Origin of the sequence: Olivibacter sp. 47 (assembly GCF_030372825.1) — a bacterium.
In the GTDB taxonomy this organism is placed as follows: Bacteria; Bacteroidota; Bacteroidia; order Sphingobacteriales; family Sphingobacteriaceae; genus Olivibacter; species Olivibacter oleidegradans.
This window is the reverse complement of the sequence record NZ_JAUCNR010000001.1, coordinates 693,502-707,763: the sequence shown is the minus strand read 5'-3', so window position 1 is coordinate 707,763 and position 14,262 is coordinate 693,502. Positions and strand designations below refer to the sequence as shown.

Genomic DNA, 14,262 nt, shown 5'->3' with positions numbered 1-14,262 from the left:
GTTTTAGAACAATAAAATATGCACCTTAAAAAGAATATTCTTGGTTGTCTTTTTGTTATTGGTTGCTTCTTTTGTAAGTCGCAGGAATTGAGTTTAGAAACACTTACATCCTATCCCTTTCCTTCTTCCTTAGTAACGGGTGGTACGGGAAGTAAAATAGGATTGGCAATCAATGAGCAAGGGAAGCGAAACATATGGGTTGCTGAAGGACCAACTTTTGAATTGCGTCGGTTAACCAACTTCTTAGCAGACGATGGGCAAGAACTGAGTGGTCTTAAAATTTCGAACGATGGGAGATGGGTAGTTTATGTAAAAGGCGGTGATCATGGTGCCTTTGACGAGAGTGAGCCAAGAAATCCTTCATCTCTCCCTATTAAGCCAAAAGTAGAAGTTTGGAGCATACCCTTTGAAGGCGGAGATCCAATATGTTTAGGAGAAGGAGATTATCCCATCATTGCACCGGATAGCAAGGAGGTTTTATTTGAGCAAGATGGACAGCTTTGGACGGTTCCCATTAATGGTGGGCAAGAAGCGAAGCCTTTATTCTTTGCTCGTGGTAAAAATGGCGGGGCCCAATTTTCGCCGGATGGTTCTAAAGTTGTTTTTGTCTCCGATCGGGATGATCATTCACTCATTGGCGTATTTCATGATATAAAAACACCCATTCAATGGTTAGCACCGGATTTTAGTCGGGATTTATCCCCTCGATGGGCGCCTGATGGCACTGCGGTTGTTTTCGTAAGGACAGCAGCCATTGGTGGTGCCTCAGACTCGTTAACGGTACAAAAAGCGAGGCCTTGGACGATTTGGCGCTGCGATTTGGATGATGGTCGCAGTACGAAAATATGGTCTTCTCCCCATAGCCTAAGTGGTTCAGTTCCAACTACAGATGGAGGTTTTAATTTGCATTGGGCGGATAAAGAACGTATTGTGTTTTTATCTTATCATGACGGCTGGCCACATTTATATAGCATTTCATCAGCAGGTGGCGAAGCCTCATTGCTTACACCAGGGAACTTTATGGTGGAGCACGTACATTTAAGTGCTGATAGAAAGTGGCTGCTATTCAGTGCTAATACAGGTGAAAATAACGATGATATCGACCGACGTCACCTGTATCGAGTGTCCGTTAGTCACAGTCAAATGGAAGCGTTAACAAAAGGAACAGGGATTGAGGCTTTTCCACAGCTTACGGGAGATGGCGGGCACGTAGTATTTGTTAAATCAACCGAACAACTAGCTCCGACACCGGCAGTGATGCCATTTCAAGTCAATGCCTCCGTAAAGCTCATTGGAGAAAAGTTAATCCCCCAATCACTTCGTGATGCTTCCTTAATAAAGCCAAAGTCGGTAAGTTGGAAATCGATAGATGGAAAAACCGTATACGGGCAACTGTTTGAGCCTAAGAATAAAGTTAAACGGCATCCGGCCATCCTGTTCATTCACGGCGGTCCGCAACGACAAATGCTAGCAGGATGGCACTATGGTGATTATTATGCCAACACTTATGCCTTGAATCAATACTTGGTGAGCAAGGGTTTCGTTGTATTGGCAGTTAATTACCGTCTGGGTATCGGTTATGGTTTCGAGTTTCACAAACCGGCTAATGCAGGACGATTTGGCGCATCGGAATATCAAGACATCCAATCGGCCGGTGAATGGCTTGCAAAGCGCAAAGATGTAGATGCACAACGCATAGGCGTCTATGGAGGTTCTTATGGTGGATACCTTACTGCCTTGGCCCTCGGCAAAAATGCAGACCTTTTTGCGGCAGGTGTCGATATTCATGGTGTACATAATTACATGGAACGGATTAACCTCCGTGCGACTGAACCGGCGCCTGACTTGGATCTAGCTATGCAGTTAACTAAGGAGTCATCACCCGTTTCGTGGGTTGATCATTGGAAATCGCCTACATTAATTATACACGGTGATGACGATGGCAATGTCGACTTTCACCAAAGTATTGATTTAATTGAGCGTTTAAAGAGGAAATCGATTCACTTGGAAACGATTATGATTCCTGACGAGACACATCATTGGATGCGCTATCATAACCAATTAAAGGTTGACCGCGCAGTCGCTGATTTTTTTGAAAAAACGTTAATAAAAACAGAGAAGTGAAAATTTTTATTTTTAAGATTCAGTATCTGAGATTACAGGTATTCATTTATAGTTTCCTTTGTTTCTTGCTTCCGGCCAGCTTGGTACTTGCGCAGGATTTATCTCTACCCCAAGGCTTTGACAACTATGTGCATCAGGTGCTGAAGACTTTTGATGTGCCGGGGCTAAGCGTCGGTATTGTAAAAGATGGAAAAATCATACTGACTAAAGGCTACGGTGTGAGGAGGTTAGGCGAAGCCGCACCTGTGACAGAAGAAACACTTTTTAGTATTGCTTCCAATAGTAAAGCCTTTACGGCAACGGCTCTAGCCTTATTGGTAGAGGAGGGAAAGTTAAAATGGGAAGATCGAGTAATCAAGTACTTGCCCTGGTTTCAACTGAATGATGCTTATGTTACAAGTCATTTAACGATACGTGATCTATTGGTGCACCACAGCGGATTACCCGCATATGCCAATGATTTGTTGTTGTTTCCACCCTCTACCTTTAGTCGACAAGAATTATTACGGAAGTTGGCGGACGTACCCCTTCAACATGACTTTCGGTCTGTATATGCCTATGATAATATTCTCTATATAGCAGCTGGTGAAGTGATTGAAAAGGTGTCGGGTATAACTTGGGAAGATTTTATTAAAAAGAGAATTTTCGATGTTGTAGGTATGCAACACAGCATAAGCCGGTTTTCCATGCTTAAACAGCAAAAAAACGTTGCTTATGCACATGTGAAACGAAAAGGCCAATTGAAGGTAGTTGCCAGTTTTTTTGATCAGAATATTGGCGATGCAGGAAACCCAGCGGGAGGGATAGCATCCTGTGCCGTTGATATGACGAAATGGGTAGCCGCGCAATTGGACTCGGGATTAACATTAAACGGAGGACGCTTGTTTGCATCGAACGCGACGCAGGAGCTTTGGAAGATCGTAAGACCTATGCCGATATCGAAGGAGCCTGCTTGGCTTCAGCCTGCACAGAAAAATTTCTATGGATACGCTTTAGGTTTCAGAAAATACGACTATAGAGGGTATGAGGTAATCGGGCATGGTGGACTTTTGACGGGTTTTGTTTCACAAATCGCAATGGTACCACAGAAACGTTTGGGCATTGTTGTATTGACTAATCAATTATCGTCGGGAGCCTATTGGTCCATCATTAATCACTTGCTAGATTATTATTTACAAACACAGTCCTTTGATTGGATCGCCGGCTATAAAAAAGAAGCAGATAACGCGAGCATTAAACAAGATTCTATAGAGAAACAGCTGCGTCCCGACTCCACGTTAAAGTTAAGTTTACCTTTAGAAGCCTATACCGGTGTATATACCAATAAGTTATTGGGAAAGGTTCGTATTAAAGCCGAACATGATTCGTTAAAAATACGATTCTTAAATTCACCGCAATTAAATGCATCGTTACGGCACTTTCATGGAGATATCTTTAATCTAGCTTTTGACAACCGGGATCGAAGTTCAGCGCCCATGTTATCCTTTTCTTTGAATCCCGACAAATCAATCCGTGAGGCGAACTTCATATCGACCTTTACTGATGCAGATAACGACTGGGAGTCGGTAATTCTCAAACCTGATAAAAACGCCATAAATGATACCTTAATGTTAAAGAGAAAAATAGAGAAAGTTCTTCAAAAAGGAAATCCCGGAACTTTCGCGATAGCATTTAAAGATTTATCGGATAACGATACCTTTTTCTATAATGAACACCAATTGTTTCATGCTGCCAGTACAATGAAGACACCTGTATTGGCGGAGACATTTAGGCAAATAGAACGCGGTAAGTTAGCGCTGTCGGACTCTGTTGAAGTTTATAACGAATTCAAAAGCATTTATGATGGTAGTAGTTATGCAATTGACGCACGGGACGACAGTGAACAAGGACTTTATTCATTAATAGGAAAGAAGGCGGCGCTTGCCGATTTGCTTTTGCGAATGATAACACAGAGTAGTAACCTTGCGACTAACATTGTAATAGATCTAGTGGGGGCAAAGAATGTGATGAAGACAATGGAACGTTTAGGAGCGAAGGAAATGAAAATTCTTCGAGGTGTGGAAGATAGTAAAGCCTTTGCACATGGAATGAACAATATGGTAAGCGCCTATGATCTATCACTCTTGTTCGTACAACTGGCAAGAGGCGAAATGATTAACAGCAGATCGAGCGAACAAATGCTCGATATACTGATGAAGCAGCATTTTCGAGGCATAATCCCTGCAGAGTTGCCAGCGGACGTCAAAGTGGCTAATAAAACCGGCTCAATCAACAAGGTGTGCCATGATTCAGGTATCGTTTTTTTACCGGACGGAAGGAAATATGTACTCATATTACTTTCTATGGGAGTCGATGAAAAGTTGGCGCAACAATACCTGGCTGAGATATCAGGTGTTTTTTATCATTATGTATGTAATAAGGATACAACCGAATAAACCTTAATAGTCTATTAGAGTTGTAGATTTTTAACTTTTATTCTACCTTTGCCTCTCTATTCTTGTTGAGGCTGTAATTTGGTTTTGATATATCAATAATACATCAGGACATCGTCGGCTTTACGGACGGTAAATATATGATTGAACTAAAGGATATAAGCAAAGTTTTTCGGAAGAAAAACATCGATATTAAGGCGCTTACCGAGGTCAACTTGAAAATTCCGGAAGGTCGTATATATGGAATTATTGGTTCATCGGGTGCTGGGAAAAGCACGCTCATAAGATGTATTAATTTACTTGAAAGACCTACCCAAGGTCAAGTGCTGATTAATGATGTGGATCTTATGACATTGTCACCAGGTAAACTCATCGATGTCAGACGAAAGATCGGTATGATATTTCAGCATTTTAATTTATTGTCCTCGCGAACAGTTTTCGAAAATATCGCTTTTCCCCTTGAGTTAATTGGCACATCAAAAGAACATATTCAATTAAAAGTTAAAGAACTGTTGGATTTAGTTGGTTTGGAGAGTAAAAGTGACGAATATCCCGCTAGCTTATCGGGTGGGCAAAAACAGCGTGTAGCCATAGCCAGAGCATTAGCGAGCGATCCTGCTGTTTTGCTTTGCGATGAAGCAACCAGTGCGCTCGATCCGGCGACAACTCGATCCATTTTAAACTTGTTAAAAGATATCAATAAACGATTAAATATAACGATTGTCCTAATCACCCATGAAATGGATGTAGTGAAGGCAATTTGTGATGATGTTGCTGTTTTATCGGAAGGGAGAGTAATAGAGCGGGGCAGTGTACGAGAAATATTTTCAAATGCAAAGACTGATTTAACGCAGCAATTTATAAATTCTTCCCTTCACGTAGATATCGCACACGAGTATCTGAATCGTTTAGTACAGGTTTCTGAAGATAACGGCAAGGATTTATTGTTAAAAGTGCGTTTTAATGGAGCTAGCACTGATCAGCCTTTGCTTTCTTCCATTGTCAAGTTATTTGGCATTGATTATGAAGTATTGAATGCGAAAATGGATACGCTAGGAGATATGCAAGTCGGTGTTATGTTATTGAAAATCAGTGGTAGTATCGATGCGATAACAAATGTGATTAATTATTTTAAAGACAAAAAATTAGAGGTGGAGGTCATAGGTTATGTCTGACGCAATGCTGCTGATGCTATTAAAAGGAACCTGGGAAACAATCGTTATGACCTTTGTATCGGGTTTTTTTGGTTTCTGTTTGGGTTTGCCGACGGGTGTTTTATTGTTTATGACACGCGAAGAACAGATGTTGGCTAACAGAAAGTTAAATAGAGTTATCGCGGTAGTTGTAAACGTCTTTCGTTCGATTCCCTTTATTATTCTTATCGTTTGGATGATTCCTTTCACCCGTTTGGTAGTAGGTACATCCATCGGAGTTGGGGCCGCCCTAGTGCCCTTAAGTATCGGTGCTGCGCCCTTTATTGCCAGAATGATTGAGAACTGCTTGTTGGAAGTGCCGCACGGACTGGTTGAAGCAGCAAGAGCCATGGGAGCTAAGCCTATTCAGGTTGTTCGTAAAGTATTATTACCCGAAGCCCTTCCCGCCATTATAAACAGTGCAAGCATAACGCTTATTACCTTAGTTGGTTATTCAGCTATGGGTGGGGCTGTGGGGGCTGGGGGATTGGGGCATATCGGTTACCAATATGGCTATGTAGGCTACGATGCCGTAGTAATGAATGTTGTGCTTCTATTGCTCGTTGCGCTGGTATTCCTTATTCAGTTTCTAGGCGATTTTATTTCAAAGAAGGTAGATCATAGAAAATAATTGAAGAATTTATGAAGAATTTTAGCTTGTTAGGGATAATCCTTTTAATTGTGTTTGCATCTTGTGGAAATGCATCTAAAAATAATCCCAATCACATCAAAGTAGGTGTGGAAGCCGGTCCGGAGTATAGCCTCGCTGAAGCGGCCCAACGAGTGGCAAAAGAAAAATACGGACTGGAAGTCGAGCTTGTGCAGTTTAACGACTATGTGATGCCGAATGAGGCGCTTCGGCAAAATGATATTGATGTGAATGTTTTTCAAAACAAGCCCTATTTGGATGTGCAGGCAAAGCAACGAGGTTATGATTTCGCTATTTTAGGTAACACATTCGTTTTTCCATTGGCTGGTTATTCGAAGAAAATAAAAAATATCGATCAATTGCAAGTGGGTAATACCATTATTATTCCTAATGATCCTACTAATGGCGGGCGTGCTTTGTTGCTAATGGAGAAAGTCGGCTTGATCAAATTAAAAGACGGTGTCGGTCTATTACCCACAGTCAATGATATTGTTGAGAATCCGAAAAGTTTGCGAATTCTCGAATTGGAAGCGCCTCAGTTGCCGAGATCTTTAGATGATGCCCAGGTTACGGTAGCGATCATAAACAATACCTTTGCCGCTTCTATTGGACTGGTTGCGAAAAAGGATGGGATTTTCGTGGAAGATGAAAAATCGCCTTATGTAAACATAATCGTATCTCGTACTGACAATCAGCATGAAGAAAAGGTGAAAAAATTTGTTGAAGCCTACCAATCCCCCGAAGTGGAGGCTGTCGCAGAAAAAGTATTTAAAGGAGGCGCTATCAAGGGTTGGTAAGTGATTGAGGAGTTTATGGTCCGAACGAACGTTTGCGCGTCTGCAAAATACGTGCGTGTGTAAACGATCTCCTAGTCACTTTAATAAGCAGTAAAATATAGTATACTAATTTTATAGACTTAATATTCTTTATTAAAAATTCTTTATCTTTGTTTGAAAAATCATTCTGTGTTTTTGGTAGGTGGTGCTTTAGATACTACTTTAAGGACTGAATAGTAAGCGCTGTTTGCCACCTATGAGGGATTATTATTTAAAATATTAAATCATGAAAAGAGGGGGAATTGAATCCGACGAAGAGCAAGTATACATAGATGTTCAATATGACTATTGCTTGCGTTGCCTGGAAATAGAAAGCGATGAAAATACGTCGATAAGAGAAAAAAAACGCCAAAAGAAAAATGAAGTTAAATCCTTAAACAATGGGGAGGGTAGTCAAGATCTTTAAAAAATGTCGCGTGACCGAGCGGTTAGGTGGAGGTCTGCACGACCTTTTACGGTAGTTCGAATCTACCCGCGACTTCAAAGGAATTTCCGCTGATGGGGGCGTTACATTCACTTCTACTTCTTATAAAAAATGCTTGTTTTCACGTAAGATTTCTTGGTAGAACTTGATATCATTTTCTAGCTTTGTGATGTACGTTTCTTTTTCCATAAGCAATTTATGGTATAGTTCCTTCTCTATATTTTTGCCCGCCATTGTCTCCGGTGATTGATTAAATACAGTGCTTAAATTTAAGTCAATTAGACTTGCGATTTGTTTCAATCGCTCAATATCCAAGCGAGTGATGCCGCTTTCTATGTTCTGGTACGTCTTAAGAACAATGTTCAACTTATTCGCCATATCGCCTTGCGACAAGCCTTTGGCTTTTCTATGACTTTTTATTTGATAAAGTAATTCCGCATTTGTCATCCTTGAATCTTTTTGTCTAGATAATCGTGTCCGCCATCCTTCTTTGTAACTATACTGTAGTCAACAAAAGTAAACAAGAAAGTCTACTAAACCAATAGACTTTATTTATTTTTTTATTACATCATAACAAATGCTAATAACGATCGTAGACAACCTCCCTATTTATAAATATAATGTCTATGGTTTTTGTAGATTTTTGATTTTTTCTATTAACTTTACCCCTTATCTTATTTAGCAGTAAGTGATAGAAAATGGAAACAACTAAAGAATACCCGCTTGATTCGATTTTGCCTGACTTTGCTATTGACCTATCTTCTATCCATGAGGCACAAAATGCTATAGGTGGTAAATGGAGTTTAAAATTGATTGTTGCTTTAGCCAAAGGACATAAGCGCTTTAACGAAATAAAAGAATATATCGGAAATATTTCACCTAGGGCTTTATCAAAAGAACTAAAAGTGCTGGAACGAAACGGGTTGATAACAAAAGGTGCCTGTAGGGAACGGCCAATATATACGGAGTATCAGCTAACGGCCATCGCGTATGAGCTAAAGGGCGTGATTGAAGAAATAAGTAATTGGGGTAGATGTTTCCGAGCAAGAAAATTGAATCAACTTAACAAATGATAAAATACTTATCTTTCGGATTGATAGGTGGCGTTTTGCTTGGAATAATCGGGTGTACCTACACAGAAAAAGAACGACAGGAAAATCAGGAGACCATATCTATATCGGGTGCTTTTGCGCTTTATCCGATGCTCATACAGTGGAGTGAAGATTTTAAAGAAAATCATCCAAACGTACGTTTCAATATTTCAGCGGGAGGTGCCGGTAAAGGAATCGCTGACGTATTATCCGATATGGTAGATATCGGTATGGTGTCGCGTGATATTCATCCGGAGGAGTTCGAGAAGGGCGCTTTTCTAGTCAACGTAGCAAATGATGCCGTCGTGGCAACTTGTAATGCCAACAACCCTGCGGCAGAACAGATTGTAAAGCGTGGATTAACAAAAGAGGAATTTATTGATGTTTTTTTGAAAGCAAAAATCACCCGTTGGAATCAGTTAGCAGGTATTGACAATGACTACGACATGCACGTGTATGTTCGATCTGATGCAGCCGGTGCTGCGGAAACATGGGCGAAATTTCTTGACGCTTCCCAAGAGGATCTGTTGGGAATAGGTGTGTTTGGTGATCCGGGCCAGGCTCAAGCGATTATGCGAGATCCATTATCGATTGGTTTCAGTAACTTGAATTACGTTTATAGTTTAAAAGATCGAAAGCCGCAGCAGAATGTGCAAATCATTCCTATTGATTGGAACAAAAATGGACAAATTGACCCTTATGAGTATTATTATCAAAATCTTGATAGTTTAAATCAAGCAATCGGTGACGGTCGTTACCCTTCCCCGCCAGCAAGAACACTTGGCCTCTTATTCCATGGCAAACCAAAAAACAAAATACTCATATCCTTCTTAGAATATATTCTTTCAGCAAAAGGGCAGGCTCGCTTACCTGAGAATGGCTACGTGAGTTTGAATAAAGAATTAACGGCTCAGGAATTAGCAAAAATAAAATGAAAATACGTTTGTTCAAGGATAAAGTAATTAGTGGAGCGATGCTCGTTTTCTCCATTTTATCCGTATCAATGGTTTTGTTGATAGGTGTTGGACTTTATTGGCGCTCTTTGCCTATTTTACAAGACTATTCCGTCTGGGAGTTAATAAGTTCGAATGTATGGCGTCCCCTAAAAGGATCCTTCGGGTTTTACCCTTTCATTATGGGGACATTGTGGGTGACGGGCATGTCTATAGCGATTGCTATTCCATTATGTTTGCTTACTGCGATCTATGTCTCTGAATATGCGCCCAATCGGTTTAAGAATTTCTTTTTACCTATGATCAACATGTTGGCGGGTATTCCACCGGTTATTTACGGTGTATGGGGAGTGCTATTTGTTGTGCCTTTAGTCCAAAAGTATGTTGCCCCTTTTTTTGTTGATTTCTCAACCGGTTTTACGGTTTTAGCCGGCGGGATCGTATTGGCTGTTATGATATTTCCGCTAATTGTAAGTATTATAGTTGAGGTTTTGCAAACCATTCCGAAGGAACTGCGGGAGGCATCGCTTTCATTGGGTGCTACGAAGTGGGAGACCATCAAAAAGGTAGTTTTAAGGAAGGCGATGCCGGGAATCATAGCCGCCATCGTGCTGGCTGTATCCAGGGCATTTGGCGAAACAATAGCCGTTTTGATGGTTTGCGGCAATGTACCCATTGCGCCGCAGTCGATCTTTGACCCGGCTTATCCTTGCCGGCCTTATTAGCTAATAACTTTGGCGAAATGATGTCGGTTCCTCTGTACGATGCTGCGCTTATGTTTTCAGCCTTGGCTCTATTCGTCATTATTTTGATCTTTAATATAATTTCCAGGTTAATCCTCCAAAAAATAAGCGTTCGAAATGCGTAGAAGAAAAATAGAAGAACTTATCTTTAAGGGTCTCATGATAGGCTCGACTATTTTGGTAGGGCTATCGCTCTTTTTAATCATTGGCACGGTTATTATAAAAGGCTTGCCTTTTTTAAGTTTAGATATGTTAACAAAAACCCCGAATGGTGGCTATTATTTTGGACGATCGGGCGGCGTCCTGAACGCAATAATCGGCTCGATATACGTCGCCGGTGGCGCAACATTGCTAGGTATGCTCATCAGCTTACCTGTGGCAATTTACTTAAATATCTATCTAAAAAAAGAAAATCGTTTTGCACGTTTTGCCAAACTTTCCTTTGATGTCTTGTTCGGGATCCCATCCATTGTTTATGGTGCCTTTGCTTTCAGTTTGATGGTTTATCTAGGAGTTAGGGCCTCTTTATTGGGCGGCGTCATTGCAGTGGCTTTATTGGTTATTCCTATAATGGTAAGAACCTTGGACGAAGTGATTATTCATGTGCCTAAGGAATTAAAAGAGGCCGTGCTGTCTTTAGGAGCAACGCGTTGGGAGATGGCAAAAATTTATTTTCGACAAATTAAAGCCGGTATCTTAACAGCTGTTTTATTGGCTTTCGGAAGAGGCGTAGGAGATGTCGCCGCTGTTATGTTTACTGCAGGTTTCAGCGATAACATTCCCACTTCACTGAACGAGCCGGCGGCAACCTTACCTTTGGCCATATTTTTTCAATTGGGTAGCCCGATTCCGGAAGTACAAGGCAGGGCCTACGCTTCTGCATTCATTTTATCCATTTTCATTTTAATTATTGTGGTTTTAAGCACGTTGCTTACTAATAAAAGACGCAAAAAGTCATGACGCAAACCCCTCATATCAGTGTAAAAGATTTAAATGTACACATCAGTGGTAATCACTTGTTAAAAAACATCAACATAAATATTCCTGATAAAAGCGTCACCTCTATCATAGGCCCTTCAGGTTGCGGCAAAACAACCTTATTGAAAAGCCTTAATCGGTTGCTGGACGATATCCCGGAAGTAAATATAAGCGGAAGTGTGTTAGTGGACGGAGAAGATATTTACGGACCAAAAACGGAAGTTACCCACATACGAAAAAAAATGGGACTACTCGCGCAAAGGCCATTTCCATTACCGATGTCAATTTATGATAATATCGCCTATGGCCCACGTATACATGGTTTAAAAAATAAGAAAGAGTTGAATGTCTTAGTGGAACATTACCTACAAGCAGTTGGACTTTGGGAAGAAGTGAAGCATCGTCTCCATACGTCTGCCAGTGCTCTGTCTATTGGGCAACAACAACGATTATGCCTCGCTAGGGGACTTGCTGTTGAACCGGAGATTATTTTGGGGGATGAATCAACCTCTGCACTCGATCCAATTTCTACGAAGACAATCGAGGATTTACTCATCAAGCTGAAAGAAAACTATACCATCGTACTTGTTACTCATATTTTACGTCAGGCCAGAAGGGTGTCCGACTTTATTGTCTTCGTATATATGGGGGAAATTATCGAATTCGGGCCAACCGAAGAAGTGCTGTTGAACCCAAAAGAAGCATTGACTAAAGATTATGTAAAAGGTTTTATAAGCTAACAAAAAAGGGAACGGAAACCATTCCCTTAGGATTTAACGAGTTGGCTATCAATTTGGCGTTGCACCAATCTCTTTTGTAACTAAACCCAACACAAAGCTAGCTAAAAAAGCTTGTAGATACAAGCTTTCCAATAGACGCGTTGTGACGTTTGTGACAAAACGCTTGCTAATCATGATCACCTAAAACATATTAGCATGGCTAAAAATGCATTTTTTTATTGCATGTTTATAGAATTTCCAAAATAATCATCTATCTTTAGGGGCTAACAACCAACATGTCTAATACGGAATATATATAAATCGGAATAAAACTTTTGTGTGCGTTTCGTTGAAGGCATTAACGATAAACTAAACTACGTTTAATGAAACATTTTGAAATTCAGGAGCAGGACCAAGTGTATGATGCAATTGTAGTTGGCTCCGGCGCCGGCGGGGGCATGGCGGGATACGTTCTAGCGAATGCGGGACTTAAAGTTTTAATGTTGGAGGCGGGTCCCTTTTTTGACCCAGCTAAAGATGCTTTGCAACTTAGATGGCCGTGGGAATCACCTAGACGCGGCGCATCCACGGTAAGGCCCTTTGGCGACTTTGACGCCGCTTACGGAGGATGGCAGCTGGAAGGTGAACCGTACTCTACGGTTGACGGAACTGATTTCCAATGGTTTAGGGCGCGTATGCTTGGTGGAAGAACAAACCATTGGGGACGTATCTCTCTTCGAATGGGACCAGCTGATTTCAAGCCTACCGACGGTGTGACTGACGAATGGCCCATTACTTACGAGGAGGTAAAGCCGTTTTATGATAAAGTGGATCGACTGATTGGTATTTATGGTACAGTTGAAGGGCTACCAAATGAACCCGATGGTATTTTTCTGAAACCACCAAAACCCCGTTTAAATGAGTTGTTTATTAAACGAGGCGCAAAAAAAGCCGGTGTCACTGTTATTCCAGGCAGAGGCTCCGTATTGACGGAGGCGCTTCCCGGGATGAAGGGGCGTGGAACATGTTTTTATTGCGGACAATGTGGGCGTAGCTGTAAAGTTTATGGCGATTTCTCTTCGTCTTCCTGTTTGGTAATTCCGGCAATGAAAACCAATAATTTGAAGGTGATCGATAACGCGATGGTACGTGAAGTACTCACCAATGACGAGGGTTTGGCTACCGGTGTCTCTTATGTGAATACGGTAGATTTGAAAGAATATAGCGTACGGGGTAAATTGGTGATATTAGGCGCCAGTGCTTGTGAGTCTGCCCGGCTTTTACTGAATTCAAAATCGAAGGCTCATCCCGGCGGACTGGGTAATAGCAGCGGATTAGTAGGAAGGTATTTACATGATTCGACAGGTTCAAGCATGTCGGGCTTTATTCCGGAATTAATGGAGAGAAAGCGCTATAATGAAGACGGAACAGGCAGTGTACATATTTATTCACCATGGTGGCTCGATAACAAAAAATTGGACTTTCCGCGTGGGTATCACATAGAGTATGGCGGCGGCTTACACATGCCTTCTTATGGTTTTCTGGATTGGGTTCCGTCGGTGAATGGAAAGGTACCTGATAAACATGGTAAAACGAAGGAACAAGGTGGTTATGGTGTTTCATTAAAGAATGATTATAGGCGCTTTTATGGTGCAAATGTAGGAATGGCAGGACGAGGTACTGCCTTAGCACATAAAGATAATTACTGCGAAATCGATCCGAATAAAGTGGATAAGTTCGGCATTCCGGTATTAAGGTTCCATTATAAATGGGGTAGGGAAGAAGTGGCTCAGGCCAAGCACATGCAGGAAACTTTCCAATCTATTATGCACGAAATGGGTGCGATCATAACATCTCCTACCTATGGCGCAGATACATCTTATGGTTTAGAAGCGCCGGGAAAAATCATTCATGAAGGAGGTACGGTTCGTATGGGTGACGATCCAAAGAAATCGGTGTTAAATAAATGGTGCCAATCACATGATTGCAAAAATTTATTTGTAGTAGATGCTGCACCTTTTGTACAACAGGGAGATAAAAATCTTACCTGGACGATTTTGGCACTGTCTATGCGAACGGCAGAACATATTTTAGAACAAAGAAGTAAACTTAATATTTAA

At 41.2% G+C, this 14,262-nt stretch carries 13 protein-coding genes; 12 read left to right on the top strand and 1 reads right to left on the bottom strand.

All coding sequences use genetic code 11. The features are described from left to right. Positions 1-18: 18 nt before the first annotated feature. The 6 genes from QT327_RS03095 (at position 19) to QT327_RS03070 (ending at position 7,640) form a co-directional block, all read left to right on the top strand. Positions 19-2,124: a S9 family peptidase gene (locus tag QT327_RS03095; protein WP_130858444.1), complete on the top strand. Its 2,106-nt coding sequence runs from the start codon at positions 19-21 to the stop codon at positions 2,122-2,124. Then, a complete protein-coding gene (locus tag QT327_RS03090; protein WP_149105973.1) occupies positions 2,121-4,559 on the top strand; it encodes a serine hydrolase in 2,439 nt (812 codons plus the stop codon). The genes QT327_RS03095 and QT327_RS03090 overlap by 4 nt, the downstream gene beginning before the upstream one ends. A gap of 137 nt (positions 4,560-4,696) precedes the next feature. Next, complete coding sequence (locus QT327_RS03085; RefSeq protein ID WP_130858442.1) at positions 4,697-5,731, top strand: methionine ABC transporter ATP-binding protein; 1,035 nt, start codon at positions 4,697-4,699, stop codon at positions 5,729-5,731. Further along, entirely contained in the window at positions 5,724-6,380 is a 657-nt protein-coding gene (metI, locus tag QT327_RS03080; protein ID WP_149105972.1) for a methionine ABC transporter permease MetI, read from the top strand. Before QT327_RS03085 ends, metI begins: the two co-directional genes overlap by 8 nt. Before the next feature lie 11 nt (positions 6,381-6,391). Then, complete coding sequence (metQ, locus tag QT327_RS03075) at positions 6,392-7,195, top strand: methionine ABC transporter substrate-binding lipoprotein MetQ (RefSeq protein WP_013667764.1); 804 nt, start codon at positions 6,392-6,394, stop codon at positions 7,193-7,195. Between the two features lie 265 nt (positions 7,196-7,460). Then, the gene (locus QT327_RS03070; protein WP_013667762.1) at positions 7,461-7,640 is read left to right on the top strand and encodes a hypothetical protein; all 180 of its coding nucleotides are present in this window, start codon (positions 7,461-7,463) and stop codon (positions 7,638-7,640) included. 120 nt (positions 7,641-7,760) lie between these two features. On the opposite strand, the gene QT327_RS03065 is transcribed toward QT327_RS03070, so the two are convergent. After that, positions 7,761-8,105 (bottom strand): helix-turn-helix domain-containing protein, encoded by a 345-nt coding sequence (locus QT327_RS03065; RefSeq protein ID WP_130858436.1) that lies wholly within the window; start codon positions 8,103-8,105, stop codon positions 7,761-7,763. Between the two features lie 251 nt (positions 8,106-8,356). Between QT327_RS03065 and QT327_RS03060 the strand changes: the two genes are divergently transcribed. The 6 genes from QT327_RS03060 (at position 8,357) to QT327_RS03035 (ending at position 14,262) form a co-directional block, all read left to right on the top strand. After that, a complete protein-coding gene (locus tag QT327_RS03060) occupies positions 8,357-8,731 on the top strand; it encodes a winged helix-turn-helix transcriptional regulator (RefSeq protein ID WP_013667760.1) in 375 nt (124 codons plus the stop codon). After that, a complete protein-coding gene (locus tag QT327_RS03055) occupies positions 8,728-9,684 on the top strand; it encodes a PstS family phosphate ABC transporter substrate-binding protein (protein WP_013667759.1) in 957 nt (318 codons plus the stop codon). The genes QT327_RS03060 and QT327_RS03055 overlap by 4 nt, the downstream gene beginning before the upstream one ends. Then, entirely contained in the window at positions 9,681-10,427 is a 747-nt protein-coding gene (gene pstC / locus QT327_RS03050; protein ID WP_289551989.1) for a phosphate ABC transporter permease subunit PstC, read from the top strand. Before QT327_RS03055 ends, pstC begins: the two co-directional genes overlap by 4 nt. 135 nt (positions 10,428-10,562) lie before the next feature. Continuing rightward, positions 10,563-11,405, top strand: coding sequence for a PstA family ABC transporter permease (locus tag QT327_RS03045; protein WP_013667757.1), 843 nt, complete (start codon positions 10,563-10,565; stop codon positions 11,403-11,405). Beyond that, positions 11,402-12,163 carry a phosphate ABC transporter ATP-binding protein gene (locus QT327_RS03040; protein ID WP_013667756.1) on the top strand — a complete coding sequence of 254 codons (762 nt, stop codon included), beginning with the start codon at positions 11,402-11,404 and terminating at the stop codon, positions 12,161-12,163. The genes QT327_RS03045 and QT327_RS03040 overlap by 4 nt, the downstream gene beginning before the upstream one ends. Before the next feature lie 362 nt (positions 12,164-12,525). Then, complete coding sequence (locus tag QT327_RS03035) at positions 12,526-14,262, top strand: GMC family oxidoreductase (protein WP_013667755.1); 1,737 nt, start codon at positions 12,526-12,528, stop codon at positions 14,260-14,262.

Excerpts from the sequence above, each read along its gene's own strand:
- QT327_RS03095 (WP_130858444.1), top strand. The coding sequence starts at position 19 with ATGCACCTTAAAAAGAATATTCTTGGTTGTCTTTTTGTTATTGGTTGC.
- QT327_RS03085 (WP_130858442.1), top strand. The coding sequence starts at position 4,697 with ATGATTGAACTAAAGGATATAAGCAAAGTTTTTCGGAAGAAAAACATC.
- metI (WP_149105972.1), top strand. The coding sequence starts at position 5,724 with ATGTCTGACGCAATGCTGCTGATGCTATTAAAAGGAACCTGGGAAACA.
- metQ (WP_013667764.1), top strand. The coding sequence starts at position 6,392 with ATGAAGAATTTTAGCTTGTTAGGGATAATCCTTTTAATTGTGTTTGCA.
- QT327_RS03070 (WP_013667762.1), top strand. The coding sequence starts at position 7,461 with ATGAAAAGAGGGGGAATTGAATCCGACGAAGAGCAAGTATACATAGAT.
- QT327_RS03065 (WP_130858436.1), bottom strand. The coding sequence starts at position 8,105 with ATGACAAATGCGGAATTACTTTATCAAATAAAAAGTCATAGAAAAGCC.
- QT327_RS03060 (WP_013667760.1), top strand. The coding sequence starts at position 8,357 with ATGGAAACAACTAAAGAATACCCGCTTGATTCGATTTTGCCTGACTTT.
- QT327_RS03055 (WP_013667759.1), top strand. The coding sequence starts at position 8,728 with ATGATAAAATACTTATCTTTCGGATTGATAGGTGGCGTTTTGCTTGGA.
- pstC (WP_289551989.1), top strand. The coding sequence starts at position 9,681 with ATGAAAATACGTTTGTTCAAGGATAAAGTAATTAGTGGAGCGATGCTC.
- QT327_RS03045 (WP_013667757.1), top strand. The coding sequence starts at position 10,563 with ATGCGTAGAAGAAAAATAGAAGAACTTATCTTTAAGGGTCTCATGATA.
- QT327_RS03040 (WP_013667756.1), top strand. The coding sequence starts at position 11,402 with ATGACGCAAACCCCTCATATCAGTGTAAAAGATTTAAATGTACACATC.
- QT327_RS03035 (WP_013667755.1), top strand. The coding sequence starts at position 12,526 with ATGAAACATTTTGAAATTCAGGAGCAGGACCAAGTGTATGATGCAATT.